This is a genomic window from Pseudonocardia sp. Cha107L01 (genome assembly GCF_052566575.1).
The window spans coordinates 9,333,926-9,360,227 of sequence record NZ_CP199579.1 but is presented as its reverse complement, the minus strand read 5'-3'; the positions used below and the strand labels follow the sequence as shown (position 1 = coordinate 9,360,227).

The following is a 26,302-nucleotide window of genomic DNA, read 5'->3' as shown; positions in this document are numbered from 1 at the left end:
GGCCGGGCTCAATGGGCAGCTCTGCCCACTGTTGCGCCGCGCGCCGGTCAGCCGGCGAGTTCGGCGTTGGCGCGCTCGGTCACGGTGGCGAGCACCCGGTGGGCCGTTGCCAGGTCCTCGGCCGGCAGGTCGCCGTAGAACCGTGCCGCGAGCCGCGCGATGCCCGCCCGCACCTGGCGGACGCGCGCCTCGCCGGCCGGCGTGAGGGTGATCTCCGTGCCGGCGCGGCCGACCAGGCCATGGCCGACGACGTCGTCGAGCGCGGCATGCACGGGCGGTTCGTCGACCCGCAGGGTGCGGGCGAGGCGACTCACCTGCGCATCCTGCTCCAGCGTCGGTCCGTTGCTGTCCAGGTCGTTCAAGATCACCCAGCCGTTGAAGCTGGTGCCGGACTCGGCCAGCAGCCGGTCGAACACCGCTCGGGTGGCCCGCTCGGCCTGTCCGATGTCCTGGCCGGTCAGGGTGGGGGTGTGTGTCATGGGAGTTCTCCGGTCTCGGTGTCGGACGGGGTCGGCCGCCGGGAGGTCGTCGGGGCGTCGAGCAGGGCGTGCAGGGACTCGAGCAGCGCCCGGGTCCGCGGGCTGTGCAGGCCGCCGAGTGGCGCGGTGAGCTCCTCCTGTAGCCCGATGACCAGTGCGACCGCGCGGCCGGCGACCTCGCGGCCCCGGTCGGTGAGGGCAAGCTGTACCGCGCGGGTGTCGTCCGGGTTGCCGGTGCGCTCGATCAGCCCGGACCGCTCGAGTGCACGCGCCAACTTCGAGACGTAGAGCGGCTCGAGGCCGCTGAAGTCGGCGAGCTGGCGCTGGCTGGGCCGCCGGCCGGCCCGCTCCATGCTGAGCAGGGGGGCGAGCACGGCGTACTGCGCGTGGGTGAGCCCCAGCGGCGCGATGGCCCGGTCGATCGCCGTGCGCCACCGCATCGACAACCGCCACACCAACCCGGTCGGCGGAGCCTCGGGTGCGTCAGCCTGCTCGGTCACAAGATATACGGTACATGGATTCTATGTACATGTACGGTATTTTTCGGCGGCGCCGGAGCGGCGGCCCGCGACTCGCTCAGGCCGGCACCCGTACGGCGGCGAGCAGTTCGGGCCCGCGCTCGGTCAGCCGCTGGTAGGCGAGCCGGCCCAACCACCAGGCCGCGCCGATCCCACTCAGCACGCCGACTCCGACGGCCAGCCAGGCGGCCGCGAGGACGCCCGACCCGCCGAGCACGAGCACCAGGACCGGCGGGATCACCGCGAGGACCTGCAGCAGCGACATGGCCAACCGGGTGAAGACGAGGCCGAAACCGAACTGGCCGGTCCCGGTCAGTGGGTTGCCCTGCTTGCCGGTGGGCATCGCCGACGGTGCCCGCACCGACACCAGCACGATCGTGCCGGCGCCGCCGCCGATCAGCGCGGGGACCAGGGCCAGCACCCACGGATAGGCGCCGGAGGTGCCGGTGACCCAGGGCAGGACCAGCGCGGCGGCCAGCGCGGCAGGGCCGACGATCAACACCCAGGCCCACTGCCGTCCGCGTACGTCGGCGCGCGCGGCTCCCGGCGTCACCAGGGTCTGCCACACGGCGGATCCGTCGAAGCCGTAGAGGTTGCTGATCTGCAGCGCGGCGAAGAAGGCGATCCACAGCGCCGAGTAGGCCAGCGAGTGCGGACCGCCGCTCCCGATCCAGGACGTGGCGGGCAGGATCAGGCCGAGCACGATCGAGGTGAACAGCAGCGCCCGGCGCCGCGCATCCCGCCACCACATCCGCAGTTCCTTGCCGATGACCGCGCCGAGCGGACTGGCCGGGAGCAGATCGCGCCGGGCTCGGACGCCACCCACGCCACCCACGCCACCGACGCGGGCCGCCCGGAGCGGCGCACCGGCCGACTGGCTCGTCGTCAGCCGGCGCTCCAGGAGCCGTGACCAGGCCAGCACGAGCAACCCGTCCAGCACAGCGAGCGCGAGCAACAGACCCAGTGCCAGCGGCCAGTCCCGGTCGACCGAGGCGGCGACCGCGGTCGGTCCCCATCCGGTCGGCAGGAAGCGCAGCGCGGCGGTGAACACCGGCGCGGTCTGGCCGGTGACCACGGGCCCCAGCGCGTTGAACGCCGCCCTGGCCGGCAGGTAGGCCAGCCCGACGAGCGCGGCCAGCAGCACGCCGAGATCCCTGCCGCGGCGGGAGCCGAGCAGTGCGCCGAGACCGCCGATCACCACCCTGGACAGCAGGACCGCCAGTGCGAGCTGCAACCCGACCGCGAGCACCGCGACCAGGACCGCGACCAGCCCGCCGGCCACCGCCGCGAACACCAACCCGGTGAACGCGATCAGAGTGACCAGCGGCGCGACGCCGACCAGTGCGGCGGCGAGCAGGCCGCCTGCCAGCATGGCCGGCCGGATCGGCAGCAACGCGAAGTTCTCCGGCCGCAGGGTCTCGTCGCCGCCGCCGGTCAGGACCGGGCCGAACAGCCAACCCAGCGTCCACACGGCGAACAGCACCGAGGCGACGTCGGTGCCGACGGTGAGCCCGCCGGGGTGGTTGGCGATCGAGATCGTGCAGAACACACCCGCGGCGACACCCCAGAGCGCGCCGACGCCGAAGACCACGCCGCGTCCGCCGCGCAGCGAGTGTCGCAGCACCCGCAGCTTCATCCTGATCAGGACGCCAGCCACGACAGGCCCTCCGCACCGCCGGTGTGCCCGCCGACCAGGTGGACGAAGGCCTGCTCCAGCGTCCGGTCACCGCGGACCTCGTCGACGGCCCCGCTGGCCACCACCCGGCCGCGGGTGATCACCGCGACGTGGTCGCAGAGCTTCTCGACGAGCTCCATCACGTGGCTGGAGAGCACCACGGCGCCACCGGCGGCGACGAAACGGCGCAGGATGGTGCGGATGGTGGACGCCGACACCGGGTCGACGGCCTCGAACGGCTCGTCCAGCACCAGCAGCTTCGGCGCGTGCATCAGCGCGGTGGCCAGGCCGATCTTCTTGCGCATGCCGGCCGAGTAGTCGATCACTAGGGTGGTTTCGGCCTCGGTCAGCTGCAGCACGTGGAGCAGTTCGTCCGCGCGCGCGGCGACGGTGCCACGGTCCAGCCCGCGCAGCTGTGCGGTGTAGGTCAGCAGCTCCCGCCCGGTCAGCCGCTCGGGCAGTGCCAACCCGTCGGGCAGCACCCCGACCAGTTCCTTGGCGCGGGCCGGGTTCTCCCAGACGTCCAGCCCGAAGATCCGCACGTCGCCGGCATCGGGCCGCAGCAGTCCGACGGACACCGACAGCGAGGTCGTCTTGCCGGCCCCGTTGGGGCCGACCAGCCCGAAGAACGAGCCGCGCGGCACCGACAGGTGCAGGTCGTCCACGGCCAGCGTGTCGCCGAACCGCTTGCGCAGGCCCGAGATCCGCAGTGCCGGGGCCGTGTCGGCCGCCTCGGTGTCGTACCTCGGGAGACCGTTCTGCACACACTCGCCGGCGTCCGCCACTGGCTGTCCCGTTCGCTAGACCTGGCGCAAGCTCACAGCTTGCCCCGGAAGGGTGTTCCTACCGCTGGCCTGGACGGTGACAGCTCGGGCGCCCGGGATCGAGGGAGCACACCCCCGGGGAGGCCGGGAACAACCCCCGTAACCGGGGTAGGGACCGCCCCCGGCCATGCGGTTGCCGCGGCCGGGCGTTCTCGGGCGCCTCAGTTGTCGATCAGGCGGCCGTCCCGGAGGTGGATCACCCGGTCCGCGACGCGGGCCTCCTCCTTCTCGTGGGTGATCAGGACGACGGTCCGGCCGGCCTCGTGCAGGGCGACGAGCAGCTTGATGATCTCCCGCCCGGTCACGCTGTCCAGGGCGCCGGTCGGCTCGTCGGCCACCAGGATCATCGGGTCGGCGACCAGCGCCCTGGCGATGCAGACCCGCTGCTGCTGGCCGCCGGACAGTTGGCTGGGCATGTGCTTCATCCGGTCGCTCAGGCCGACCTGCTCCAGCGCGCGGCTGGCCCGTGCCGTCCGGTCCCGAATGCCCGCGTAGACCAGCGGCAGCTCGACGTTGCGGCTGGCACTGGTACGCGGGATCAGGTTGAACGACTGGAACACGCAGCCGACCTTGCTGCCTCGGATGCGGGCCAACTCGCGCTGGCTGTAGTCGCTGACGTCGGTCCCGTCCAGGAAGTACCTGCCCTCCGACGGCGGGTCCAGACAGCCAAGCACGTTCATCAGGGTCGTCTTGCCAGCGCTGGAGGGGCCCATGACGGCGACGAACTCGCCCGCCTCGATGGTCATGTTGACCCGGTCGAGCGCCCGGATCTCCTCGTTGGGGCCGGCCCGGTAGATCTTGCTGACCTCCTCGAGGCGGATCAGCGCGCCGGCCGACCCGACCCGACCGTCTTCTTGTTGATTGGGGACCGCCGTGTCCAGCGCCATCTCGACACTCCGGTTGTGATCGAAGACACAGGACTGTACCTCGCCCGAACCGGATTTGGCTCCCGATCGACGGCGGTTACCGTCCCCGGGTATGACGGGGGCCGAATCGGGCGGGGTCGAACCCGCCGCTGTGGCCGCCGAGATCGTGCTGGCGGTGCAGGACAGCACCGAGGACCGGTTCCACCTGGCCTCGGACTTCTACCGGGCGGACTCGGGCGACCGCTCCCGTTACGGGAGGGCGGAGCCGAGCTTCCTGCGTTGGGAAATTGCCCGGGGGGTGCTGAACTGCCCCGCCGCCGAGCAGCCGGGGAGCCCGTGGTGGCGGGCGGTCAACAACCGGTTGCTGCGCGACAAGGTGGAGGCTGACCAGCTCAGCATCGGCAGGCCGGGCAGTCCCTCCTCGCGTGCCGTCCACCTGTGGGTCGAGTTCATCGCCGCGCCGTCACCTCGGGGCTGGTACCGGGCGCACAACGCGAGCATCATGGCCGGGTACCTCGACCATCAGCCGTTGGCCATGGACGAGCTCCCCGCCGAGTGCTTCCTGGTGAACGTCGCCCTCGGGCGCGCGTTGTACGCGCACGCGATGCTGGCCCGGCCACGCCTGGCGTTGGGTGGCTTTGCGCCGCTCGGTCCGCTGCTCGCCGACCCACGCCGGTACTCGGTCGGCCGTTCGGTCTGGTCGGCGAGCAGTACCCGGCTCCTGCCCCGGATCGTCGCCTTCGCCACCAGGGCGGGAGCAGGTCAATGACACAGAGCCACCGATGAAACGACCAGTCGTCGGGCGATCGACGATCGTCGCGCCGGTGTTGCGGCATGCTGGGCAGTACACGACCCGACGGCCACGGAGCGGAACTGGTGACAGATGAGGAGCTGGTCGTCGAGTTCGCCCTGACCCGCCTGGACAACCCGGGTGTCGAACTCGATGAGATCGCCGCGATGGTGGTCCGCCGCGTCGGACCGGATCGGATGCTCCAGTTCGCGTCACAGAACCTCGCCGTGCGGGGTGAGCTCCGGGGCAGCGCATTTGATTCGGCTGTCGAGTGCGTGCTGCGGATCGTGCTGAAGCTTCGGGGCGATTGACGTAGCGCCGGGTGCGACAGAACACTCTGGGGCGGAGAGGATCTCGCGATGTTCGAGGCTCTGTGGGAGTGGGATTCGGGTCTCGGGCGTCAGCTTCTGGAGTTCTACCAGGACCTGCACCGGCACCCGGAGCTGTCGTTGCAGGAGCACCGCACCGCGGCGCGCATCGTCGAGGCGGTGGCGCCGTTGGGTGTCGAGGTGACCACGGGTGTGGGCGGTACCGGTGTGGTGGCTCTGCTGCGGAACGGCGCGGGCCCCACTGTGATGCTGAGGGCCGATATCGACGCCCTGCCGGTGGAGGAGAAGACCGGACTGCCCTACGCCAGTTCTGCGCGCGGGGTCGACGCGGACGGCACCGCTGTCCCGATCATGCATGCCTGCGGACACGATATGCACGCGACCTGCCTGGTTGGCGCGCTGACGGTGCTCGGGCAGCTCAAGCAGCGTTGGTCCGGCACGGTGATGGCGGTGTTCCAGCCGGCGGAGGAGTTGGGCCGCGGCGCGCGAGACATGATCGCCCACGGTCTGTTCGAACGCTTCCCCCGTCCGGACATCGTGTTCGGTCAGCACGTCGCGCCACTGCCGGCCGGCACGATCGGCTACGGCACCGGCCCAATGCTGGCCGCCGCTGACTTCGCCCGGGTGCGGCTCTACGGGCGGGGCGGGCATGGTTCCCGACCTGCGAGCACGATCGATCCGATCGTGCTGGCCGCGTCCATCGTGATCCGGCTGCAGACGATCGTGGCACGCGAGGTCCCGATCGATGAGAAGGCGGTGGTCACTGTGGGGACCATGCACGCCGGGACGAAGGACAACATCATTCCGGACGAGGCGGAGCTGGGCATCACGATCCGCACGTACTCGGATCTGATCCGGACCCGGGTGATGGCCGCGGTCGAACGCATCATCCGTGCCGAGGCCGCCGCGAGCGGGGTGGAGCGGGAACCGGATGTCGACTGGGGGCTCAGCATGCCTGTCCTGTGCTGCGACCCCGACGGGACGACCAGGACAGCGGCGGCGTTCACCGAGCAGTTCGGCGCTGACCGGATCCGGCAATTGGCCCCGGCGGCGGGCAGCGAGGACGTCGGGCACTTCGGCGCTGCGCTGGGTGTGCCGACCGTGTTCTGGTTCTGGGGCGGCGGCGATCCCGAGCAGTTCAAGCAGGCGATGGCCGCGGGGCGTTTCGACCAGGATGTGCCCTACAACCACTCACCCAGGTTCGCACCGGTCCCGGAGCCGACCATCGCCACCGGCGTGGAGGCCTTGGCCACCGCCGCGCTGAACTGGCTGAAGACCTGACCCGTGCCCGGGCGGGCGTCGCTACCAGCGGTTGTGGACATGGGGCCGGATGAGCTCGTCGTACACCTCGCGGATCGCGGCGTGCACCTCGTCGCCCAGCGGAGCCAGGTCGGCCGCCGCGGCGTTGCCATTGGCCTGCTCGGTGTTGCGGGCGCCGGGGATGATCACCGTGACGGCGGGCTGGTCGACGATCCAGCGCAGCGCGAACTGGGCCATCGTCGCGCCGGGGGGAACCAGCGGCCGCAGCCGCTCCACCGCGGCCAACCCCACGTCGTAGGGCACACCGGCGAACGTCTCGCCGACGTCGAACGCGGCGCCGTCCCGGTTGTAGTTGCGGTGATCGTCCGCGCCGAACGTGGTGCTTGCCGTGTACCGGCCGGAGAGCAGGCCGGAGGCGAGCGGTACCCGGGCGATGACCGCCACCCCGGCGTCGGTCGCCGCCGGGAGCACCTGCTCCAACGGCTTCCGCCGGAACGCGTTGAGGATGATCTGCACGCTGGTGGTGCCCGGGCGGGCGATCGCGGTCAGTGCCTCGTCCACGGTCTCCACGCTGACCCCGTATGCGGCGATCCGTTCCTCGGCGACCAGCTCGTCGAGGGCGTCGAAGATCTCGTCGCGGGAGTACGCCTCGGTCGGCGGGCAGTGCAGCTGCACCAGGTCGATGGTGTCCACGCCGAGGTTCGCGCGGGAGCGGTCGTTCCAGGCGCGGAAGTTGGCGCGCGAGTAGCCCTCCGGCGTCTGCTCCTCGAGGCGGCGGCCCATCTTGGTGGCCACGGTGAGCCCGGGCCGCTCTTTCAGGAAACGCCCGACCAGGGTCTCGCTACGGCCGTCGCCGTAGACGTCGGCGGTGTCGAGGAACGTCACCCCGGCATCGGTGGCCGCGCCGAGCACCCTCAGTGCGTCGTCCTCGCTGACCTGCCCCCAGTCCGCCCCGAGCTGCCAGCAGCCCAGGCCGATCACGCCGATCTCGCGCCCGAGCCGTTTCGCCATTCGGTTCTCCACGAGATCCGACCCTAACCGATGTGCTGACGACGATCATGCGCTGAGCGCGTCGCTGTGACCTGGCCTGACCCCGGCCGGATCACGCCCGATCACCGCCGGCCAGCGTGGCCCGATCTTGTCGTAGAGCCGCCCGGCGATCGGTGACGACCCATTCGACGTCCCGTGCGCTCGCGCCCAGCTCCGTCTGGATGTGCGGGATGGCGACGTTGACGATGCTGGTGTCCAGCGCCGACATGAACATGCCGACGATGAGCACAGCGAGGGGAACGACCCAGCCCGCGGCTTCTGCTCTCGGGAGGCGCCACCGGCGCCGGCCGTGACCGGGCCCGACGTCGTGGCCGTGGTCCCCGCGCGGGCCGGGGCTCAGGAGCTGTCCCACGCTGGCCGGGTCGCCGACTCAGGGCACTAGAGTCCTGAGTCCGCTCGCGCAATGCCTCCGCCCGCGGAAACCGCTGCTGGACCTGTCGCTACCGGGGGATTAACGTCGCTGCTGCTCATTCGCGCGGTCACCGAGACTCCTCGTTCTCGCCGTTAAGGAGCGTGTCGCATGAAGTGGTCGTCCCGTGCAGCGAACGGCGGCACTCTTCTGACGGTGTGCGGCTCGATCGACAAGACCGATGCGTCCAGGCTCAAGCTGCTGATGCGCCCGAAGGGCGTGTCCGCCAGTCTCGTGCTGGACCTGAGCGAGGTGACGTTCCTGGGCCCCGCCGGACTCGATGTACTCGCCGACACGGCCGCGCATCTGGCCGACTCCGCCTCGCCCCTGGCAATCGTCGTCGGTGGTTGCGATGCACAGGTGCGGCGCGCGATAGAGGACGCCCACCTCCAGCAGCCCCTGCGACTCTTCAGCACCGTCGAACACGCCCTCGCCGCACGGCCGTCACTGGGGGACTAGCTCCGGTTTTCGCGCCCGCCTCGCCGAGGGGTTGGCTCGACGAACGGACCGCGCAACGGCATGGTGCACCTCCGGTTCCGAAACGGGTTCAGGCACGCCGCACGATGCTTCGGTCACTTCGGCGGGAGCGACCGGGCGTAGTCGACCCCGTGCCGGATCCAGCGGTCGAGCTCGTCGTCGGTGGCGTGCGCGTCGATGTCAACTCGCAGCCAGCCGTCCATCTCCCGTCCGCGCATGACGAACCGGCTCGCCCGGGGATCGACAATCAGGGTGTCGGTCTGCGCCGGATCGACGCGCAGCAGCAGGCCGCCCTGACGGCTTGCGCTGACGGCCATGTGTCCGGCAACCATGAAGGCCAGGCCGCCGAACATGGGCTTCTCGACGACTCCGGGCTCGCTGGCCAGAATCTCGCGAAGCCGGTTGGCCATATCGACGTCGTACGCCACGGCGGCAGTATCCCGGGATGACACCTGCTTGACCATGCCCAGTCGGACGCAATCAGCGCGCCGAGTGCTGACCGCCCTCCGGTTTGCGTCCATGCAGCCGCTGGCCCGAGAATTCCTGCCCGGGGCCGACGATGACGGGCTGGTCCTCTGGACTCGCAAGATGGTCGTTAGCGAGTAACGGGCAGTCCCGAAAAGCACCGGCGGATCTACCAGGGCAGGGTGCCTTCGGCGTCGAAGTAGCCTCCGGTCGGGTCGTCAGGACCCACCCGCGCCATGCGCACGATGATCTCGGCGCCTTCCTCGACGGTCTGAGCGCCGGTGTTCCCGTTCAGGTCGGTACTGGTGAAGCCGGGTTCGACCGCGTTGATCCGCATGGTCGGGAACGCCTTCGCGTACTGCACGGTGAGCATGTTGACCGCGGCCTTCGACGCCGGGTAGGCGACGCCCGGGTAGGCGTAGGACCTGCCGCCTGGCGTGGTGAGCCGCGTCAGCGAGGCCAGCCCACTGCTGACGTTGACCACGACCGGAGCAGCTGAACGCAGCAACAGCGGCAGAAACGCGTGGAGGACGCGCACGGTGCCGAAGACGTTCGTCTCGAACGTGCGCCGCATCAGGTCGGCGGTCAGGTCCGCGGCGCCGACCACGACGTTGCCACTCGTCCACTCCTCTGCGATACCGGCGTTGTTGACCAGTACGTCCAGCCCTCCGTCGGCCTCGACGGTCGTCACCGCGGCCGCCACGGACGCGTCGTCGGTGACGTCGAGCTGGACTGCCCGCGCGCCCAGCTGCTCGGCGGCCCGGCGCCCGCGTTCGGCGTCCCGGCTGCCGAGGTAGACGGTGTGGCCGCCGGCGATGAGCTGGCGCGCGGTCTCGAAGCCGAGACCCTTGTTCGCTCCGGTGATCAGTGTTGCTGTCATGCTTCAACGCTAGGATTTAGAGCGTGCTCGAAGTCAAGCCGCAGCCGGTACCCGGGTCCACTCACGCCGATCCCCAGGCGGGCCTGAGCATCGCCGAGGCCGCCCGCCGCGCCGGGGTCAGCGTGCACACCCTGCGCTACTACGAACGCGCCGGCCTAGTCGTCACCCCTGTCGACCGCACCGCCGGCGGCCGACGGCGCTACCAGCAGCTGGACCTGGACTGGATCACCGTCTGCACCAGGCTGCGGGCCACCGGCATGCCGATCAAGACCATCCGCCACTACGCCCAACTCGTCTCCGCCGGGCCCGGAAACGAGCGGGAACGACTTGCCGTCATGGAGGCCCACCGCGCCGAGGTGACCGCCAAGCTGGCCGAAATCCAGGAGAACCTGAAGGCCCTCGACTACAAGATCGATGTTTACCGAGGCCGGCTCGCCGCCGGCGACGCCGACCAACTGTGGGCGCCCAACCGAGCTGATTCCCGCTGAGCAATCCGCACACCGCGCCAGCGCTGGGCCTTCGATTGCCGCCCGTACCGCCGCGCCGCTGACAGGCGCTGTACCGGTCACACGCCGCAGCGGCGGAGTGATCACGATCACAACATGGTCTTGTGCTCTGTCACTCCATGGTCTTACCGTTTCACCCAACTCAGCTATCAATCGCGTCGGTGTTGTATCGGTACCAGACATCTGACGTCTGATGTTGCCGACGGACTCGGGGCGGGTCGAGTCAGGGTCGAGAGGGGGATCTGGGGTACGGCGACGAGGTCGATGACGCTGGACATCCGCCTTGGGGGTGCTCACCATGATCGAGGGGAGAAGGCAGTGACGGAAAGCGCGGCGCCAAAGACGTACGCCGCGGAGGTCCCCAGCAAGAACCTGCCGGCGATGGCCTATGCGGACATCCCGGAGCCGAACTCGCTACGTAAGGTGCTCGGGCCGAGCGTGATCATGGCAGCGTTGTCCATCGGCTCGGGTGAGTATCTGCTCTGGCCCTACATCACCACCCAGGTCGGGCTGGTGTTGCTGTGGGCCGCCATCGTCGGTGTCAGCCTCCAGTTCTTCCTGAACATGGAGATCGAGCGCTGGACGCTGGCCACCGGGGAGACGGCGATCGCCGGATTCGCCCGGCTGTGGAAACCCTGGGGCGCGGTGATGGCAATCGCCGCCTTCGTCACGATCGTCTGGCCGGGCTGGGCGACCAGCGGAGCGACCGTGCTCGGTTTCCTGTTCGGCTTGAGCACGTCGGGCGCGACCTGGGTGGCGGTCGTCGCGCTGCTGGCGATCGGGGTCACGCTCACCGCGTCACCGGTGGTGTACAAGACGGTCGAGAAGATCGAGACGGTCAAGGTCCTCGCGGTGTTCTTCTTCCTGATCGTTGTGATGGTCGCTGGGATCAGTGCGCGGGCCTGGGGAGACGTCCCGCAGATCGTCACCGGGTTCGGCACCGGCCTCGGCACCATTCCCGGTGGGCTGGACGCCGCGTTGGTGCTGGGCGCGATCGCATTCGCCGGCGCCGGCGGGATTGGCAACCTGGCGCAGAGCAACTGGATCCGCGACAAGGGCTTCGGGATGGGAGCGCACATCCCGCGCATCGTCTCGCCGGTCACCGGCCAGGACGTGGCGCTGGCGGCGACCGGGAAGATGGTTCGCCAGGACGAGGCGAACCTGAGCCGGTTCTGGCGCTGGTGGCGGGTGGCGAACATCGAACAGGGGGTCTCGTTCTGGTTCGTGACTGCCTTGTCGATCTTCGTGTTCTCCATGCTGGCGTACTCCACCGTCTTCCTGAAGGACCTGCCGGCGGAGGGCAACCTCAAGTTCATCCAGGGGATGGGCGCCGCGGTCTCCGAGATCGTCGGCGGTTGGTTCGGCATCATGTTCCTGGTGATCGGCGGTGTCAGCCTGCTGCTGACCGCACTGGCGAATGTGGACTACGTCAGCCGGGTCATCGCGGACGTACTCAAGACGATCTATCTCACCGGTAACAAGCGGTGGACCGAGAGCCGCCTCTACTTCGCCTTCGTCTGGGCAATGGTGATCATCGGCGTGGTGATCCTGCTCGTCGGGTTCAGCCAGCCGTTGGCGCTGCTCGTGGTGTCGTCGTCCACGAGCGGCCTGGTCATGGTCGTCTACTCGGTACTGCTCATCCAGCTCAACCGGAAGGCACTGCCGGCCCAGCTCAAGGTTCGCGGTCTGCGCCTCGGCATCATGATCGTTGCCGTGCTCTTCTACGGATACTTCTCGGTCCGGCTGGCCATCTCCTACGGAGGCATGCTGTTCAGCTGAGGCCGGGCCAGCGCATCCAGGTCAAAGCTAGACCCGCTAGCTTCGAATGAGAATTCGGCGCAATTTGCGGCGGGGTGTCTGTGAGTATTCGATCCATTTTGGTGGGATGAATTCGGGGAGTCCGTCGTGCATGCGGACTTCCCAGTCGGACTGGTGCACCATCCGGTGATGCGTCCAACACAACATCACCAAATTGTCGAGTTTTGTCTCACCATGATGGACCCAGTGCACAATATGGTGCACCTCGCAGGAACTCGGTGGCCGGTCACACCCCGGATGGGCACAACCCCCATCCCGAACCGCGACCGCCCGCCGCTGCGCCAACGTGGCGCACCGTTTCTCCCGCCCCACATCCAACGGCTCACTGTTCGCACCGAGCACGATCGGGGTGATCTGGGCGTCGCAGCACAGCCGGCGTACCTCACCCGGCCCGATGTGCCCGCCCAGTTCGAGGTTCGCCCCGCGCAATCCGGCCTTCAGCGCCTCCAAGCCCATGGTGATCGCCACGTGCGGGCGCTCGCCGCCCTGCGCGGGGAGCCGGCCTTCGTCGAGGGTGTGCGCGCAGATCTCCCCGAGCGCATCCGCCTGGCGTTGGCCCAACGACTTGTTCTCGTCGGCGGCCGGTTTGAGGATCGCCCCGATCGCCCGGGCCACCGTCTCGAACGTCGCCGAGTCCAACTGGCCCTTGATCTTCCCGCCGACACCGTGGCGGGACTTGGCCAGGTGCAGCTCGTTGACCTGCGGATCGTCCTCACCCGGAGGTGCGCCGTCCTGGTCCAAGAGGTCGATCTCTTCGCGGGCCTTGCGGGACAACACCTCCGGGCTGCACTGCCGGGCCCAGTCGGCGAACAACCCCTCGGCCGCCACCCACTGCTCCACCGTGATCCGCCGCGCCGCATCGGTGTTGAGCACGTTCTCGATCACCTCGGCATGCGCGAGATCGATCTCGAACGCGCCCAACGCCATCGCCGTCGCCGGCAGTTTCGGCTCCAACACCTCACCCACCAACGACCGCGTGGGAAACACACTGGACGCGACCGCGACCATCCGCCGTCCGTCCCGCTGGCTCACCCCGAGGAGATCGCTGACCGCGTTCCTCGAGCACGTCCCGCGCTCGAGGAACTCCCCGTCACCGTCCAACCCGGCGACCAACACCAACAGGTCGTACTCACATTGGCGCCGCAAAACCCAGTAGGACTTCACGCCGTCAATCCGACACTCCGCACCACCGGTGAGCTCGAGTGCGCGCAACGCGGCCATGGAATCCATGACCACCCGCCGCGCCGCAACAACCGAACCCTCCGACATACCCAGAATTATGTCGAAGGGGTACGACAATTCCCGAAGATCCAGCCGCCTTCGGGAAAAAGCTTGGTCAGCTCGGGGTCGGCTCCAGGTAGCTCTCCCACGCGTCGATGCTGACGGTGAGGCCGGGGTCGCTGTCGTTGCCCCACAGTTCCCGGGCGTCGAACCGCACGGAGTAGAGCCACTGGGGGTGCTCGCCGGCGTTGTGTGCGCTGGTATCCGGGAACACGTGCGCGCCATGGATTCGCTCGACGACGCCCCCTTTGCCCCGGGCGTAGCGCGGCAGCCGGGTGTGGCCGGTCGGGTGCATGTTGCGGGTGCGCACCCGTTCGCCGACCGCGAACCGGGCCGGGACGTCGACCGGGCGGACAGCGGGGCTACCGGCCGCCAGTACCGCCGGGACGTCGCCCGCGCTGAGCACGCGCGACACCGGCACGCCGGGGCGCAGCGAGCGGCGCAGTTCGAGCTCGTCGGCACCCACCAGGCCCGCGTCCACCAGCAGCCGCTCCAGCGCCTTGATCCAGATCTCGTAGTAGCTCGAGCTCAGGTACTCCCGAGGTGGGAGGCTCTCCCTGGCGTGCCGGCTGGCGTCGATGCTCCAGCGCCCAGCGGCGCCGACGGCGAGGTTGAGGGCGAGTGCGCGACGCTCCCAGTCGGCGTGGAAGTACTCGTTCTCGGGTTCGCCGATGACCGGACCGAAGCCCATCATCCCGCCGAGGTCCGCCGCGCCGTTCACGGTGACATCGCCAGGCCTGTGCCGATCATGGAGTCGCGGGTGACGAGCGCGGCGAGCCTGTCTTCGGTCCAGCCGTCGGTGCCCTCCGGCCGCATCGGCACGACGAGGTAGCGGACCTCGGATGTCGAGTCCTGCACGGCAATGCGCGTGGCGTCCGGCAGCGTGACGCCGAAGTCGGCGAGCACCCCGCGCGGGTCGATGACCGCGCGGGAGCGGTATGCGGGCGACTTGTACCAGGTGGGCGGCAGTCCGAGCACCGTCCACGGGTAGCACGAGCACAGTGTGCAGACGACGAGATGGTGCAACCGCGGGGTGTTCTCCAGGGCGACCATGTGTTCGCCGGCCCGGCCGGTGAAACCCAGCTCGGCGATCGCCGAGGTGGCGTCGCTGAGCAGCCGCTTCCGGTAGGCGGGGTCCGACCAGGACCTGGCGACAACCTTCGCTCCGTTTCGCGGGCCGACGTCGTGCTCGTAGGTCTCGACAATTGCGTCCAGGGCAGCGGGCTCGACGTACCCCTTCTCGACCAGGATGGATTCCAACGCCTCGGTCCGAGCCGCCATGCTCCCGTTGTCGACCATCCCGATATTTTAGTGGGCCAAGCTTCCGACCCGCCTCGTCAACCAGCGATATGGAGCCAGGCTCAGATGCCCCGGGATGTCAAGGCGGTCGTGACGGCTCCGACTCTGTGGTGGGACCGTTCTTGCCAGCACCTCCGAAGGAGCTCCGATGTCCGAGAGCACCACCGAGTCCGCCCGCGTCGTCAAGGTCGCCGCCGGGGTTGAGAACACCGACCGGACAGCGCCGATCCGCGACGGCCGCCACCAGGCGCTTGCGGTCCTCATCGGTAACTGGATCAACGAAGGCCACACGATTGAGACCGAGGACATCCCGTCGGTCCCGATCCTCACCAGCGATGTCTACGAGTGGGCGCCCGGCGGGTTCTTCGTCGTGCATTCGGCCTTCGGGAAGATCGGCGGAACGAGTGTCGGTGGCGTCGAGATCATCGGCGTTGACGGCGAGGCGCACCGCTCCACGTTCTACGACAGCTTCGGCAACCTCCACCAGTCCCGCCTGGAGATCCAGGGCGACCTGCTCAGGTGGATCGGAGACCGAACGCGTTGCACCGTAACGTTGACCGACAACGGCATGACCCAGGTCGCCCACCACGAGTCCAGCGTCGACGGCGTGAGCTGGGCCGCCTCGATGGACGTGACGCTGCGCAAGGTGGCCTGAACCGGCGGACCACCGCGCCATCGTCGGCCCGGCCCGTTCAGTGCGGCGGGTCCGTGTAGCACATGCCGTCCGACTCCTCGGGTGTCGCGTTCGCCCGGGTGCCGAGGTCCAGTTCACGACCGTCGTCCGTGCACAGCGTGAGATCCGCCGCGGCGCCAGCGCTGTGCGGCGCGATCTCCGGAGGGCTGACATAGCGGCTCGCAGCCATCCGCAGCCACTGCTCGTCCGCCACCGGGTTCGCGGCACGCAACCACACGACTGCCAGCTCCACACCACCGCACCGGGCGGGGCCGGCCGTCGGCGCCAGCCGCCAGCTGAATCACTAGAGGCGGATGGACTTCTTGTTCATGAACTCCTCGATGCCGGCCGGGCCGAGCTCGCGGCCCATGCCGGAGCGCTTGATGCCGCCGAACGGCAGGTCGGCCTGCGACCCACCGGCGCTGTTCAGGTAGACCATGCCGGCCTCGATCTGCTCGGCGACGCGGCGGGCGCGCTCCCGGTCGGTGCCCCACACGCTGGCCCCGAGGCCGAACGGGCTGTCGTTGGCGATCCTGATCGCGTCGTCCTCGTCCTCCGCGCGGAACACCAGGAACACCGGGCCGAAGATCTCCTCGGCGTAGGCGGCCATGTCCGGTGTGACGTCGGTGAGCACGGTGGCCTCGAGGTAGGCGCCGGGGCCCTCGATGCGGCGCCCGCCGGCGCGCAGCGTCGCGCCCTGCTGGATCGCGGTCTCGACCTGGCCGGCCACCTCGTCGGCGGCCGAGGCCGAGGCGAGCGGCCCGAGCTTGGTGGCGGGGTCGGCGGGGTCGCCGGGCAGGTAGTAGTCGGCCACGCGCTTGGCCAGCCCGTCGACGAAGTCGTCGTAGATGTCGGCCAGCACGATCATCCGCTTCGGCGCGTTGCAGGACTGGCCGCAGTTGCGCATCCGCGAGGTCGCGGTGAGCCGCACGGTCTCGTCCATGTCGTCGGAGTCGAGCACGATCAGCGGGTCGGACCCGCCGAGCTCCAGCACGGCCTTCTTCAGGTTTCGGCCGGCCTCGGCCGCGACCGAGATGCCGGCCTGCTCGCTGCCGGTCAGGGAGACGCCCCGGATGCGCTCGTCGGCGAGCATCCACGGGACCTGCCTGCTCGAGGCGAAGATGTTCGCGTACGCGTCCTCGGGCACTCCGGCGTCGCGCAGAATCTGCTCGATGGCGAGGGCCGACCGGGGGCAGATCGAGGCGTGCTTGAGCAGGATCGTGTTGCCGAGCACCAGGTTCGGCGCGACGAACCGCGCGACCTGGTAGACGGGGAAGTTCCACGGCATGACGCCGAGCAGCGCGCCGATCGGGCCCTTGGTGATGACCGCCTCGCCGCCCTTGATCGACAGCGGCTCGTCGGCCAGCAGCGCCGGGCCGTTGTCGGCGTAGTAGTTGAAGATGTCGACGACGATGCCGATCTCGCCGCGGCCCTCGTTGATCCGCTTGCCCATCTCCAGCGTCATGATCGCGGCCAGCTCGTCGGCCCGTTCGGCGAACAGCTCGGCGGCCCGGGACACGATCTTCGCCCGCTGGCTGACCGGCCGGCGCCGCCACGACGAGTAGCCGCGGTGCACGCGCTCGATCGCGGCGCGGACCTCGTCGTCGGTCGCGTTCGTTATCTCTTCGATCAGCTCGCCCGTTGCCGGGTTGGTGAGTGTGTACATGGAGTGCGGATCTCCGTCCTCAGCGGCACAGGTGCTCGGTGGTGGTGCCGGCTACACGGTGTCCACTCCCGGCGCCGCGAAGCAAGGACGCTTCCGATCATGTCTTTGATCCGCCGATTCATGCCGTCAATTAGCCCTGGTGGCCGGCCCGGCGAGCCGGGGTGAGCTTGGCCACGGCGCCTACCCGGGCGGTGCCGGCTGCGTCGGCGCCAATGACGGCGTTTGAGTCTGGTTCGGGTCCGGCTCTTGGACCTGGCTGGTGGGCGCTGACGTACCGGCCTTGGTGTCGTCGTCGGAGTCGGCTTTGGAGGCGTGCGTCGTGAACACCAGCACGAGGCCGACGATGGCGGCCGCGATTGCCAGGGCAGCCCCGACTCGATCTTTTGTCAACAACCTGACATCGCCCCCTTGGCGTGTTCGATCGGCTCAGTCGGTGTCGAGGGGGACCCCGTTGAAGACCACCAGGCTGACGACGAAATAGGCGACGTAGAGGGCGAGCAGGACGACGCCGTGCCAACGGCGCAGCCGCCCGGTTGCCAGGAAGATCGCCGAGAGCACCGTCAGCACCAGCAGGACCGGCAGGTGCCAGGTCAGGACGTCCTGGTCGACGGTGATCGCCCCGCCGACGAGCAGGATGATGCCGAGCTTGCCGGTCACCGAGAACACGACGCTGCCGATGATGTTGGCGACGGCGATCTCCGGGGCGCCGCGGCGCTGGGGTTCCACCGTGAGGAAGATGTCCTCGAGGGACAGCGCCAGCGTCGCGATCGTGGCGCCGAAGACGGTGCCGTTGATGCCGAAGGTGTCGAGGACGCCGCCGGTTCCCTCTCCGGCGACCACCGCGCCGATCACGAGGCCGATCAGGGCGAGGACGGCGAGCGCTATGGCGGCGCCGGGCGAGTGCTGCCGTGCCTTGAGGAAGCCCTGGTCGATGCGCAGGTCGGGTGGCAGGTGGAAGCCGTTGGACCCACCCGTTGCGGAGTCGGTCGGGGCATCCCCGCCCTCGCAGCCGCCTCCTCCGGCGCGGGTGGCCGTTCCCGTCCCACCCCCGCCGGCGCCCACCCCGGCCTTCTCGAGCTGCTCGTACAGCTCGGCGTTGCGCCAGATCGGCCGCCGTGCGGTGTACTCGCGGTAGGCGATCCAGCCGACGAACGCCACGAACAACAGGACCAGCACGACGCCGGTGACCAGCGTCAAGGCCCGGGTGAGCGCGAGGGCGAACATCACCACGGGTGCGGCGACGAACAGGACAAGGTAATCCTTCGGCACGTCCACCGCGGTGGGTGCGATGATCGCCGCGAGGGCGAGTACCAGGCCCGTCATCGCAATCGTCGTTCCGATTACGGTGCCGAGGGCGACCTTACTGAGGTCTTCGAGGTTCAGCACGATCCCGAAGGCGAGGTCGTCGAACTCGATGCCGGTGAAAATGACCGCAATGAGAAATAGCGAGATGGTCCATCTGCTGGCGACGCCGACCAGGTAGCCGATCAGTTTCTCGGCGCTGTAGACGAGCACCGCGATGCCGAGCACGAATTCGATCACCGAGATCATTTCGATAACCCCTCGCCACGTCGTTGTTGTGAGAGATCTCGACGTGATGGTCGTCCGGGCCATCCGATCGTGCAACTGGTTGACATCTGCAACTGAATGTGTTTGATCGACGTTCTGTCGGCTACCTGTCTGGTGGATCATTCGGTGCCGTGGCGGCCGCCGGAGGTGTGTCGGTCGGGGCGGCGAGTCGGTTTAGCCGCGGATGGCGTCGATCGCGCTGAGTACGGCGAGGACGACGAGGATGGCCGCGGTCGCTCGGGTCACCCAGCGGACCGGCACCAGGCGCAGCAGGCGCTTGCCTCCGTAGACCGCGAGCGCGGATACAGCCCATAGCCCGAGGAGTGCGCCGATTCCGACGGCGAGCGGGTCGTTGTACCGCGCGGCGAGCGTGACGATGATGAGCTGCGTCGGGTCGGCGAACTCCGAGAGGGCGGTGATTCCGAAGCTCGTGGCTACGACGCTCCAGGGGGTCCGCGGCCTCTTCCGGATGTTCGGCTCGTCGTCATCGTCATCGTCGTCCTCGCGCAGAAGCAGCACGGCGCCGACGAGGAAGATCACCGCGAGGATGCCTTCGAGCGGCCGTTCGGGCAACAGCGCCACGAGGCTCCCGGCCGCGATCGCGACCACGACGTGCACAAGCATGCCGGCGCAGACACCCAGCAGCACCCACCGAGCTGGGAACCGGGTGCCGAGCACGAGCGTCACCAGGCCGCTGGTGTCCACCATCTCCGCGAGGAAGACGATCCCGAACGTAATAGCAGCCACACCCATGGCGAGACGATCTACCCCACCCGGGCGTTCCCCACAACCCCGCGCCGCGCCCCAACTTGCCCCGGAGCGGAGTGAGACGACCTGCCCGCGCCGCCTCACTGCGCCATGCGGGGGTATCTCCAGTCAGCGGGTGTGGCGGCGGACCGCGTCGAGGAGCTGGTCGATGTCGTCCGTGCTGTGGGAGAAGGCGGTGACGAACGGTCTCAGGTGCTGATGGGGGAGGCGAAGACGACGATGATGTCCACTTCCTCGGCGCCGGTGCGGTAGAAGTGCGGGGCGTCCCCGGCGAACGCGAGCATGTCGCCGGGGCCCAGATCCCGCGGGACGTCGACGGGGCCGGCGAGGACGTGCCCGGTGGCGATGAGCAGGTGCTCGATCGTGCCGGTGGCGTGCGGGACGCCGGTCAGCTCTGTCTCGGGCGGAATGCGCAGCCGCCAGATCTCCAGGCTGTTGCCGCTGCTGATACGGCGCAGCGGTTCCCGGGAGACCTCGCCGGGCTCGATGTCCGTGCCCGGCCGGAAGACTGGCCCGGTGTCGGCGTCACGCGCCAGCAGGTCGGCAATCGGGATGCGCAAGGCGATCGCGATCGCATCCAGGGTGTCGATCGTCGGATTGCCGTTGCCGGCCTCCAGTTGCGACAGCGTGGCCTTGCTCAGCCCGGCGCGCCAGGCCATCTCCGCGGCGCTCATGCCGCGCTGCTGGCGGCGCAGGCGGATCTTCGCGCCGACCGCGGCCGCGGTGCTGCTCACTGGCTGGCGGCCGGACGGCGGCGGCGTTGTCCCGCGCTACTTCCCCGGGGTCCACCTCGTGTGAAACACGGGGGTACCCGCCACGGCCGGTTGCAATAGTCGGCTGTGCTGTGGGCGTCGCTGGGATCGGCGACCCAGCAGTATCGGTGCGTAAGACACTGCCGCCAAGCCGGAACAACAGACGACGGACATCACGAATAGGGCTATCTCGGCATTGCCGGCCTCGCTGACGAGCGCGGGGTCGCTTCGAGGTTGCGGCAGGAGGAGATCGGCGATGGGTGACGCGCTTTACCTGGTGGTCCTGTTCCTTGGAGCGGTCCTGGTGTTGATCGATGGCCAGCTGATCTTCCGGGCCGGCGTGGGGTACCTGGGCGAGGTTTATGACAACCCCAAACGCGCTCGCCAGGTAGCCGGCATGGTCGCGGTGCTGTTCCACATGGTGATGTTCGGGGTCGTCGCGTTGGTTGCCTCGGTGGCGTTTCCCCCGGGCGCGGGGGTTCGATCGGTGCTCGTCAGGATGGGGATCTTGCTCCTGCTCACGGCGCTCGGGCATGCGACCACCATGACGATCTTGTCCAGAATGCGCGAACAGCAGCTCAGTACTGAGGTTGCCGAGGCTCAGCTGGATCGGCACGAGCATGCTTCCGCTGATCACCGCACGGGCCGTGACGCCGACGATGACGCGGCGCGGGACGGCGGCGGCACGGTCGCGCCGGGTGGTTGAGGGGCACCGGTGCAATCGGCACGCCGCACGAGTGGAGTACTCCGGGCTCGGGTTGTGGGGGCCTCCGTCCAGGTGCCCGTTGGTCCGGCTATCGCGTGCCCGTCGGCGGGAGCCCTTCAAGGCCGATCATGTTGGCGGTGCTGGTCTCGTCCCGGATGGTTCTGATGCCCTCGTACGCCGCGCCGTAGTAGAAGGACTCCCAGGCCTTCTGGGACGGCAGCTCGATGAGCACCAGCCGGGATGGTTCCCAGGATCCCTCGTAGGTGGTGAAGGCCCGGGTCGCACCTTCTCCATGTACGTGAGATACCGGGGCACGTCCCGGATGTCCACGTCGACGATCACGTAGTACGGGCCGTCGCTGCCGGGCGCGAGGTGGGGATCCGTGACCATGACGCCTCCCTGGGGTTTGATGGACGGTCGAGGGTCTCATCCAGTCGGGATCGCTTGCCACATCCTTCAGCTGACCCGGCGAGGGCATGCAGTAGCAGTGCTCGGAAGGAAGCAGCGCATTCGGGACAAGCCGGGAGCGGAGGACGGCTGTTAGACCGGCCGGACCAATTCTCCGCAGCTCGCCGACCGGCTGCCCCGAGGCCTTTCCGGCCAGCCAGGTGAGGGGTCATTGTGATTGGCCAGCCAGGGTGGTGGCTGCCCGTCGACGTCTGGGAAGGCGATCAGCATGAATGCAGGATCAGCGAGAAACATCGTCCTCGTGCACGGCGGCTTCGTGGACGGGTCCGGCTGGCAAGGGGTCTACGACCTGCTCAAGCAGGACGGCTACGACGTCGCGGTCGTGCAGAACCCAACGCTGTCGCTCGAGGGTGACGTCGCGGCGACGCGACGGATCGTCGACGCACAGGACGGGCCGGTGGTTCTCGTCGGTCACTCCTACGGTGGCGCGGTCATCACCGAGGCGGGCACGGACCCGAACGTGGTGGCGCTGGTGTACATCGCGGCGTTCGCCCCGGACGCCGGCGAGTCGGTGAACACGCTCATTGCCGACCCGCCGCCCGGCGCACCCGTACCACCGATCCTCCCGGGTAAGGACGGATTCCTGTTCCTGGACCGGGAGAAGTTTCACGATTCGTTCGCCGGCGACCTGCCCGCTGCGCAGGCCGCGTTCATGGCCGACTCACAGGTGCCGTGGGGCGGGGCCGCCCTCGCCGGATCGATCACCGAACCCGCCTGGCGGGTGAAGCCAAGCTGGTACCTCATTGCGACCGAGGACAGGATGATCCCCCCGCCCGCGCAGCGCGCCATGTCGGAGCGGGCCGGCTCGACCGTGGTCGAGGCGGCGGGCAGCCACTCCATTTACGTATCGCAGCCAGCCGCGGTGGCCGCCCTCATCGAGCAGGCCGCGACCACCGTGACCGCGCGGTGACCCCGCGGGTCCGGCCCCGAGCGGAACATCGGAAAGGGCAGACGCCGTCATGACATCGATCGAGAAGCTCACCTACGACGTCTTCGTCAACGACCCGCCGCCACAGGACAACGGTTTCCTCCCCAATGGAGAGCCAAAGCTGTTCTCCCCGCAGGCCAGCACGCTGATTCTCGGGAGCGAAGATGCGGTGCTCACGGACCCCGGGATGACGAGGGACCAGGCGCGAGCGCTCGGCGATTGGGTCGCCGGAAAGGGTCGGAACCTCACAGATATCTTCGTCACTCACGCCCACGGCGATCACTGGTTCGCAGCCGGGGTGTTGGCGGAACGATTCGGGGCCCGTGTCGTCGCCACGGCGGGAACGATCGCGCAGATGCACGCCAACGCCGCAAACCGGCCGTTTCTGTGGGACAAGGTGTACCCAGGGATGATCCCGCCATCGCCGGTCACCGCGGTGACGGTCCCGGACAACCGGTTCACGCTCGAAGGACACGATCTTGTGATGGTCGAGGTCGGCTTCACCGACAGCGCTGACACCAGCGTGCTCCACATTCCGGATCTCGAGCTGATTGTCGCCGGCGATGTGATCTACAACGGAGTTCATATGTTCCTCGGGGCTAGCGTGTTCGTCGGCGGCTTCGGGCCTTGGCGCGAGGCGATCGACAAGGTCGAGGCCCTCAATCCTCGACGAATCGTCGCCGGTCATCAGAACAAGCAGCTCGATGACGACGCCAAGAGGACCATCTCAGAGACCCGGCACTACCTCGACGACGCCGACGAACTCCTGCGGACCCAGAACACCGCCGTCGACTTCTTCAACGCGAAGATCGCGCGCTACCCGAACTACCTGGGCCGGACCGTCCTCTGGGCCGGCGCCACGGCGCTCTACGGCGTGCGCGAACACCCCGACCAGGACCTTGCCCAGATCGTCGGTGCCGGCTTCCTCTGAGCGCCGCGTGCGGATGCAATCGGGAAGTCGAGCTAGAAACGCGCGGGCAAAGTCCAGCCAGAGCCGAGGAGGTCTCATGGTTCTCGAGACGATCGCCGTGCGCACAGAGGGGGCCGTTCTGTTCGCGGACATCGAGGCCCCGCCGATGAATCTCCTCGGGCCGGAACTGGTCCGCGACCTGGTCTCCCTCATTCAGGAAGCCGAGGCCGACGACACGATCCAGGTACTGGTGTTCACCAGCGCCGACCCCGACTATTTCATTTCCCACGTCGATCTGACCCAGATCGAGGAGTACCGGGCAGAGGCGGCGAAGCTCACCGGCGAAGCATCGATCGCGCTACTGTTCCACCACCTGAGCGCGAGCCGGCTGATCACCATCGCCCAGATTGAGGGTCGGGTTCGCGCCGCGGGCAGCGAATTCGTGCTGGCCTGCGACATGCGGTTCGCCGCGCTCGAGTCAGCGATCTTCAGCCAGTTCGAGCCCGCGTTCGGTCTGCTCCCCGGCGGGGGCGGCGCCCAACACCTCGCGCGCCTGATGGGCCGCGCCCGGGCGCTCGAGGTCATGTTGAGCGCACAAGATTACGACGCGGAGCTGGCGGAGCGGTACGGGTGGATAAATCGGGCGTTGCCCGCCGCCACACTCGGCGATTTCGTTAGATCGCTCGCGCAGCGGATCGCCAGTTTTCCAGCCGCCGGCCAAATCGCGGTCAAGGACCGCGTCAATGCGATAACACTCGCGCCCGCGGAGGAGTTCCGGCGCGATTCCAACCGATTCGGTGAGGGGGTCCGCAACCCCGAGGCGCAAAGCCGGATCCGCGCCGCGATGAAACGGGGTTTGCAGACCCGCGATGCCGAGATGGCACTGGCCCAGATCTTGAGCGAGCCCGCTCACCATTGATCGGTGGTGCCACCTGGTCGCCACGAGGGCCGAATGATCGTCACTGGTTGGGCGCAATCAGGACCTTGCCGCCGCGCCCGACCGACTCTGCCTCGGCGACCGCGGCGTGAATGTCGTCCAGGTCGAACTTCTTGCCCGGTGACGTCCCGAGGATGAGCCTGCGCCGGCCCGACAGCGTTAGCCGCGGGTCGTCGCCGACGCTGATTCCCTCGCTGTGGCAGGACGATGGCGTCCGGCTCGGTGAGGATGGTGGGCCGCGGAGTCAGTTCACCTAGATCCGGTGACGACCTCTCACCTTCCACCCGATGAAAGTGAATGCGCCCTGGTCGGCGCGGAACGGGCACGGAGCGGAGCAGTCGAGATCATGGACGACAAGCAGGTCACCTACCGCGGTCCGGCACCGGGTCGGCGCTAATGACTAAGGCAGTGCGGTTCGATTCCTACGGCGGCGTCGACGTCCTGGAGGTGCGCGACGTCCCCCGCCCTGTTCCGGGAGCCGGTGAGGTTCTGGTCGAGGTCAGGGCAGCCGGCATCAATCCGAGTGAGGCGGTGCTCCGCGCGGGCGTCCTGGCCGACCAGTTCCCGACCACGTTTCCCTCCGGGCAGGGCAGTGACCTGGCGGGGGTGGTGGCCGAGCTCGGCTCCGAGGTCGGCGGGTTCGCTGTGGGCGACGAGGTGATCGGATTCTCCATGCGCCGGTCCAGCCACGCCGAATACGTGACGGTGCCGGCAGGCCAGTTGACCGCCAAGCCGTTCGAGGTTTCCTGGGAGGTGGCCGGCTCGCTGTTCGTCGCGGGCGCCACCGCCTACGCCGCGGTGCGGGCGGTGCACCTCATACCGGGGGACACGGTAGCGATCGCGGGTGCGGCCGGCGGTGTCGGTTCGATCGCGGTTCAACTCGCCAGACGCGCCGGGGCCACGGTCCTCGGTATCGCCGGGCCGTCCAACGACGCCTGGCTCGCCGACCATGGCGTGGTCCCCGTCAACTACGGCGACGACCTGCCGGCCCGGCTCCGCGCCGCGGCCCCGTCCGGACACATCGACGCCCTGCTGGACTTCTTCGGCGGTGGCTACGTCGCGATGGCGGTAGAGGACCTCGGAGTCCCGCGCGACAGGGTCGACACCATCACCGACTTTGCGGCCGTGGCGCGGTTCGGCGTCCAGTCGGCAGGCGGCGCGGATGCCGCGACCGCGGCGGTGGTCGCCGAGTTGGCCGACCTCGTCGCGCGGGGTGAGCTGGAAGTGCCGATCGCCGGAGTCTTCGCCCTCGACGATGTGCGGGACGCGTACCGGGAACTCGAACTGCGCCACACCCGCGGCAAGTTGGTGCTGCGACCGTGAGCGACGGAGACATCGCCGGGCAGGTGCAAACTCGCCCCCGCCGTACGTCACGGGGGTTCCGCACGATCTCGGCGTTGGAGCTCGACGCCCTTGTCCGTGGGGTGTCAGCTTGCCGAGTACGCGCCCGCGTCGAGGTCCTCGATGAGGGTTGGTCCGGTGGGTGTCCAGTCGAGGAGCTGTCGTGTCGCGGTGCTGGTCGCTGAGATGTCGATGGCGAAGAAGGTGTCGATCCACCCGTAGTGGTCCTCGACGTTGTCGGCGGTGATCGAGGTGACGGGCAGGTCGAACGCGCGGCCGATCGCCTCCGCGATCTCGCGGGTCGGGACGCCTTCTTCCCCCTCCTAACAGCCCGAGTGAACTGCACGTGCACATCCGGTCTCTCGTGGTTTCTGGGGATTGCCACGAGTACCGGTGTTCCCGCGCCACTCGGTCGGGTTCTTCTCGGCGTGGGGCGGGTGTCGGTGGTGTGCGCACGATGGAGAATCCGGCTCCGGAATCCTATCGGGAGGACATCCCATGCTGGCCATCATCGCCGCGCTGCTGTTCCTAATCGCGTTCATCATCGAGTTGATCTACTACAACGGCGCTGACACGTTGTTGATCACGGCCGGGTTCCTACTGGTGGCGCTTTACCTCGGGGGTGTGGGGCCTCGAACGGTGCGGCGTTTCTGGTGAC

At 68.8% G+C, this 26,302-nt stretch carries 31 protein-coding genes; 13 read left to right on the top strand and 18 right to left on the bottom strand.

Annotated features, from left to right (window positions below; all coding sequences use genetic code 11):
- Positions 1–47 precede the first annotated feature (47 nt).
- The 5 genes from ACTXG6_RS44060 to ACTXG6_RS44040 all read right to left on the bottom strand — a co-directional run bounded on the left by ACTXG6_RS44060 (position 48) and on the right by ACTXG6_RS44040 (position 4,383).
- Positions 48–479 carry a MarR family winged helix-turn-helix transcriptional regulator gene (locus ACTXG6_RS44060; RefSeq protein ID WP_445185231.1) on the bottom strand — a complete coding sequence of 144 codons (432 nt, stop codon included), beginning with the start codon at positions 477–479 and terminating at the stop codon, positions 48–50.
- Positions 476–979 (bottom strand): MarR family winged helix-turn-helix transcriptional regulator, encoded by a 504-nt coding sequence (locus tag ACTXG6_RS44055; protein ID WP_445185230.1) that lies wholly within the window; start codon positions 977–979, stop codon positions 476–478. The genes ACTXG6_RS44060 and ACTXG6_RS44055 overlap by 4 nt, the downstream gene beginning before the upstream one ends.
- A gap of 76 nt (positions 980–1,055) precedes the next feature.
- Positions 1,056–2,654: a hypothetical protein gene (locus ACTXG6_RS44050; protein WP_445185229.1), complete on the bottom strand. Its 1,599-nt coding sequence runs from the start codon at positions 2,652–2,654 to the stop codon at positions 1,056–1,058.
- On the bottom strand, positions 2,639–3,457 hold the full coding sequence (locus tag ACTXG6_RS44045; RefSeq protein ID WP_445185228.1) for an ABC transporter ATP-binding protein: 819 nt from the start codon (positions 3,455–3,457) through the stop codon (positions 2,639–2,641). The genes ACTXG6_RS44050 and ACTXG6_RS44045 overlap by 16 nt, the downstream gene beginning before the upstream one ends.
- Before the next feature lie 200 nt (positions 3,458–3,657).
- Entirely contained in the window at positions 3,658–4,383 is a 726-nt protein-coding gene (locus tag ACTXG6_RS44040; RefSeq protein WP_445185227.1) for an ABC transporter ATP-binding protein, read from the bottom strand.
- Between the two features lie 91 nt (positions 4,384–4,474).
- Here ACTXG6_RS44040 and ACTXG6_RS44035 point away from each other — a divergent pair, with 91 nt between their 5' ends.
- The 3 genes from ACTXG6_RS44035 (at position 4,475) to ACTXG6_RS44025 (ending at position 6,762) form a co-directional block, all read left to right on the top strand.
- On the top strand, positions 4,475–5,131 hold the full coding sequence (locus tag ACTXG6_RS44035; RefSeq protein ID WP_445185226.1) for a hypothetical protein: 657 nt from the start codon (positions 4,475–4,477) through the stop codon (positions 5,129–5,131).
- A 107-nt stretch (positions 5,132–5,238) separates the two neighbouring features.
- Positions 5,239–5,463, top strand: coding sequence for a hypothetical protein (locus ACTXG6_RS44030; protein ID WP_445185225.1), 225 nt, complete (start codon positions 5,239–5,241; stop codon positions 5,461–5,463).
- A gap of 48 nt (positions 5,464–5,511) precedes the next feature.
- On the top strand, positions 5,512–6,762 hold the full coding sequence (locus tag ACTXG6_RS44025) for an amidohydrolase (RefSeq protein ID WP_445185224.1): 1,251 nt from the start codon (positions 5,512–5,514) through the stop codon (positions 6,760–6,762).
- A 21-nt stretch (positions 6,763–6,783) separates the two neighbouring features.
- Here ACTXG6_RS44025 and ACTXG6_RS44020 read toward each other — a convergent pair whose 3' ends face one another.
- Both ACTXG6_RS44020 and ACTXG6_RS44015 read right to left on the bottom strand, forming a co-directional pair.
- Entirely contained in the window at positions 6,784–7,764 is a 981-nt protein-coding gene (locus tag ACTXG6_RS44020; protein ID WP_445185223.1) for an aldo/keto reductase, read from the bottom strand.
- Between the two features lie 79 nt (positions 7,765–7,843).
- Complete coding sequence (locus ACTXG6_RS44015) at positions 7,844–8,020, bottom strand: hypothetical protein (RefSeq protein ID WP_445185222.1); 177 nt, start codon at positions 8,018–8,020, stop codon at positions 7,844–7,846.
- 291 nt (positions 8,021–8,311) lie between these two features.
- Here ACTXG6_RS44015 and ACTXG6_RS44010 point away from each other — a divergent pair, with 291 nt between their 5' ends.
- Complete coding sequence (locus tag ACTXG6_RS44010; RefSeq protein WP_445185221.1) at positions 8,312–8,659, top strand: STAS domain-containing protein; 348 nt, start codon at positions 8,312–8,314, stop codon at positions 8,657–8,659.
- Between the two features lie 113 nt (positions 8,660–8,772).
- Here ACTXG6_RS44010 and ACTXG6_RS44005 read toward each other — a convergent pair whose 3' ends face one another.
- Both ACTXG6_RS44005 and ACTXG6_RS44000 read right to left on the bottom strand, forming a co-directional pair.
- Positions 8,773–9,141 (bottom strand): TfoX/Sxy family protein, encoded by a 369-nt coding sequence (locus tag ACTXG6_RS44005; RefSeq protein ID WP_445185220.1) that lies wholly within the window; start codon positions 9,139–9,141, stop codon positions 8,773–8,775.
- Positions 9,142–9,311: 170 nt separating this feature from the next.
- Positions 9,312–10,022, bottom strand: coding sequence for an SDR family oxidoreductase (locus tag ACTXG6_RS44000; protein WP_445185219.1), 711 nt, complete (start codon positions 10,020–10,022; stop codon positions 9,312–9,314).
- A 23-nt stretch (positions 10,023–10,045) separates the two neighbouring features.
- Here ACTXG6_RS44000 and ACTXG6_RS43995 point away from each other — a divergent pair, with 23 nt between their 5' ends.
- On the top strand, positions 10,046–10,510 hold the full coding sequence (locus tag ACTXG6_RS43995; protein ID WP_445185218.1) for a MerR family transcriptional regulator: 465 nt from the start codon (positions 10,046–10,048) through the stop codon (positions 10,508–10,510).
- A gap of 336 nt (positions 10,511–10,846) precedes the next feature.
- Entirely contained in the window at positions 10,847–12,307 is a 1,461-nt protein-coding gene (locus ACTXG6_RS43990; RefSeq protein WP_445185217.1) for an Nramp family divalent metal transporter, read from the top strand.
- Positions 12,308–12,343: 36 nt separating this feature from the next.
- On the opposite strand, the gene ACTXG6_RS43985 is transcribed toward ACTXG6_RS43990, so the two are convergent.
- The 3 genes from ACTXG6_RS43985 to nthA all read right to left on the bottom strand — a co-directional run bounded on the left by ACTXG6_RS43985 (position 12,344) and on the right by nthA (position 14,908).
- The gene (locus ACTXG6_RS43985) at positions 12,344–13,576 is read right to left on the bottom strand and encodes a DUF222 domain-containing protein (protein ID WP_445185216.1); all 1,233 of its coding nucleotides are present in this window, start codon (positions 13,574–13,576) and stop codon (positions 12,344–12,346) included.
- 106 nt (positions 13,577–13,682) lie between these two features.
- Positions 13,683–14,348, bottom strand: a complete 666-nt coding sequence (gene nthB, locus ACTXG6_RS43980; RefSeq protein ID WP_445185215.1) for a nitrile hydratase subunit beta — start codon at positions 14,346–14,348, stop codon at positions 13,683–13,685.
- Positions 14,345–14,908, bottom strand: coding sequence for a nitrile hydratase subunit alpha (gene nthA, locus ACTXG6_RS43975; RefSeq protein WP_445185214.1), 564 nt, complete (start codon positions 14,906–14,908; stop codon positions 14,345–14,347). Before nthA ends, nthB begins: the two co-directional genes overlap by 4 nt.
- Before the next feature lie 166 nt (positions 14,909–15,074).
- Here nthA and ACTXG6_RS43970 point away from each other — a divergent pair, with 166 nt between their 5' ends.
- Positions 15,075–15,581 carry a hypothetical protein gene (locus tag ACTXG6_RS43970; protein ID WP_445185213.1) on the top strand — a complete coding sequence of 169 codons (507 nt, stop codon included), beginning with the start codon at positions 15,075–15,077 and terminating at the stop codon, positions 15,579–15,581.
- Between the two features lie 37 nt (positions 15,582–15,618).
- On the opposite strand, the gene ACTXG6_RS43965 is transcribed toward ACTXG6_RS43970, so the two are convergent.
- The 5 genes from ACTXG6_RS43965 to ACTXG6_RS43945 all read right to left on the bottom strand — a co-directional run bounded on the left by ACTXG6_RS43965 (position 15,619) and on the right by ACTXG6_RS43945 (position 20,336).
- Positions 15,619–15,852: a hypothetical protein gene (locus tag ACTXG6_RS43965; RefSeq protein WP_445185212.1), complete on the bottom strand. Its 234-nt coding sequence runs from the start codon at positions 15,850–15,852 to the stop codon at positions 15,619–15,621.
- 51 nt (positions 15,853–15,903) lie between these two features.
- Entirely contained in the window at positions 15,904–17,265 is a 1,362-nt protein-coding gene (locus tag ACTXG6_RS43960) for an NAD-dependent succinate-semialdehyde dehydrogenase (RefSeq protein ID WP_445185211.1), read from the bottom strand.
- Positions 17,266–17,691: 426 nt separating this feature from the next.
- Positions 17,692–18,816, bottom strand: coding sequence for a sodium:calcium antiporter (locus ACTXG6_RS43955; RefSeq protein ID WP_445185210.1), 1,125 nt, complete (start codon positions 18,814–18,816; stop codon positions 17,692–17,694).
- Between the two features lie 192 nt (positions 18,817–19,008).
- Positions 19,009–19,587 carry a TMEM165/GDT1 family protein gene (locus ACTXG6_RS43950; protein ID WP_445185209.1) on the bottom strand — a complete coding sequence of 193 codons (579 nt, stop codon included), beginning with the start codon at positions 19,585–19,587 and terminating at the stop codon, positions 19,009–19,011.
- A gap of 203 nt (positions 19,588–19,790) precedes the next feature.
- Positions 19,791–20,336 carry a helix-turn-helix domain-containing protein gene (locus tag ACTXG6_RS43945; RefSeq protein WP_445185208.1) on the bottom strand — a complete coding sequence of 182 codons (546 nt, stop codon included), beginning with the start codon at positions 20,334–20,336 and terminating at the stop codon, positions 19,791–19,793.
- Positions 20,337–20,610: 274 nt separating this feature from the next.
- On the opposite strand from ACTXG6_RS43945, the gene ACTXG6_RS43940 reads away from it, so the two are divergent.
- Positions 20,611–21,060, top strand: a complete 450-nt coding sequence (locus ACTXG6_RS43940) for a hypothetical protein (RefSeq protein ID WP_445185207.1) — start codon at positions 20,611–20,613, stop codon at positions 21,058–21,060.
- Between the two features lie 88 nt (positions 21,061–21,148).
- Here the strand turns inward: ACTXG6_RS43940 and ACTXG6_RS43935 are convergent, their stop codons facing one another.
- Positions 21,149–21,490: a DUF1330 domain-containing protein gene (locus ACTXG6_RS43935; protein WP_445185206.1), complete on the bottom strand. Its 342-nt coding sequence runs from the start codon at positions 21,488–21,490 to the stop codon at positions 21,149–21,151.
- Between the two features lie 246 nt (positions 21,491–21,736).
- On the opposite strand from ACTXG6_RS43935, the gene ACTXG6_RS43930 reads away from it, so the two are divergent.
- From ACTXG6_RS43930 to ACTXG6_RS43910, 5 genes are all read left to right on the top strand, one after another.
- Complete coding sequence (locus ACTXG6_RS43930) at positions 21,737–22,438, top strand: alpha/beta hydrolase (protein ID WP_445185205.1); 702 nt, start codon at positions 21,737–21,739, stop codon at positions 22,436–22,438.
- Between the two features lie 49 nt (positions 22,439–22,487).
- Positions 22,488–23,387, top strand: coding sequence for an MBL fold metallo-hydrolase (locus ACTXG6_RS43925; RefSeq protein ID WP_445185204.1), 900 nt, complete (start codon positions 22,488–22,490; stop codon positions 23,385–23,387).
- A gap of 76 nt (positions 23,388–23,463) precedes the next feature.
- Positions 23,464–24,285 (top strand): enoyl-CoA hydratase/isomerase family protein, encoded by an 822-nt coding sequence (locus ACTXG6_RS43920; RefSeq protein WP_445185203.1) that lies wholly within the window; start codon positions 23,464–23,466, stop codon positions 24,283–24,285.
- A gap of 426 nt (positions 24,286–24,711) precedes the next feature.
- Positions 24,712–25,626, top strand: a complete 915-nt coding sequence (locus ACTXG6_RS43915; protein ID WP_445185202.1) for an NADP-dependent oxidoreductase — start codon at positions 24,712–24,714, stop codon at positions 25,624–25,626.
- Between the two features lie 516 nt (positions 25,627–26,142).
- Positions 26,143–26,301, top strand: a complete 159-nt coding sequence (locus ACTXG6_RS43910) for a hypothetical protein (RefSeq protein ID WP_445185201.1) — start codon at positions 26,143–26,145, stop codon at positions 26,299–26,301.
- Position 26,302: the final 1 nt, after the last annotated feature.

Bases quoted from the DNA above. Each gene is read 5' to 3' on its own strand.
- ACTXG6_RS43910 (WP_445185201.1), top strand. From the start codon at position 26,143: ATGCTGGCCATCATCGCCGCGCTGCTGTTCCTAATCGCGTTCATCATC.
- ACTXG6_RS43940 (WP_445185207.1), top strand. From the start codon at position 20,611: ATGGGTGACGCGCTTTACCTGGTGGTCCTGTTCCTTGGAGCGGTCCTG.
- ACTXG6_RS43955 (WP_445185210.1), bottom strand. From the start codon at position 18,816: ATGATCTCGGTGATCGAATTCGTGCTCGGCATCGCGGTGCTCGTCTAC.
- ACTXG6_RS44040 (WP_445185227.1), bottom strand. From the start codon at position 4,383: ATGGCGCTGGACACGGCGGTCCCCAATCAACAAGAAGACGGTCGGGTC.
- ACTXG6_RS43930 (WP_445185205.1), top strand. From the start codon at position 21,737: ATGAATGCAGGATCAGCGAGAAACATCGTCCTCGTGCACGGCGGCTTC.
- ACTXG6_RS44060 (WP_445185231.1), bottom strand. From the start codon at position 479: ATGACACACACCCCCACCCTGACCGGCCAGGACATCGGACAGGCCGAG.
- ACTXG6_RS43935 (WP_445185206.1), bottom strand. From the start codon at position 21,490: ATGAGACCCTCGACCGTCCATCAAACCCCAGGGAGGCGTCATGGTCAC.
- ACTXG6_RS43925 (WP_445185204.1), top strand. From the start codon at position 22,488: ATGACATCGATCGAGAAGCTCACCTACGACGTCTTCGTCAACGACCCG.
- ACTXG6_RS44025 (WP_445185224.1), top strand. From the start codon at position 5,512: ATGTTCGAGGCTCTGTGGGAGTGGGATTCGGGTCTCGGGCGTCAGCTT.
- ACTXG6_RS43970 (WP_445185213.1), top strand. From the start codon at position 15,075: ATGTCCGAGAGCACCACCGAGTCCGCCCGCGTCGTCAAGGTCGCCGCC.
- ACTXG6_RS44000 (WP_445185219.1), bottom strand. From the start codon at position 10,022: ATGACAGCAACACTGATCACCGGAGCGAACAAGGGTCTCGGCTTCGAG.
- ACTXG6_RS43920 (WP_445185203.1), top strand. From the start codon at position 23,464: ATGGTTCTCGAGACGATCGCCGTGCGCACAGAGGGGGCCGTTCTGTTC.
- ACTXG6_RS43985 (WP_445185216.1), bottom strand. From the start codon at position 13,576: ATGGATTCCATGGCCGCGTTGCGCGCACTCGAGCTCACCGGTGGTGCG.
- nthA (WP_445185214.1), bottom strand. From the start codon at position 14,908: ATGGCGGCTCGGACCGAGGCGTTGGAATCCATCCTGGTCGAGAAGGGG.
- ACTXG6_RS44005 (WP_445185220.1), bottom strand. From the start codon at position 9,141: ATGGTCAAGCAGGTGTCATCCCGGGATACTGCCGCCGTGGCGTACGAC.
- ACTXG6_RS43950 (WP_445185209.1), bottom strand. From the start codon at position 19,587: ATGGGTGTGGCTGCTATTACGTTCGGGATCGTCTTCCTCGCGGAGATG.
- ACTXG6_RS43960 (WP_445185211.1), bottom strand. From the start codon at position 17,265: ATGTACACACTCACCAACCCGGCAACGGGCGAGCTGATCGAAGAGATA.
- ACTXG6_RS44010 (WP_445185221.1), top strand. From the start codon at position 8,312: ATGAAGTGGTCGTCCCGTGCAGCGAACGGCGGCACTCTTCTGACGGTG.
- ACTXG6_RS44035 (WP_445185226.1), top strand. From the start codon at position 4,475: ATGACGGGGGCCGAATCGGGCGGGGTCGAACCCGCCGCTGTGGCCGCC.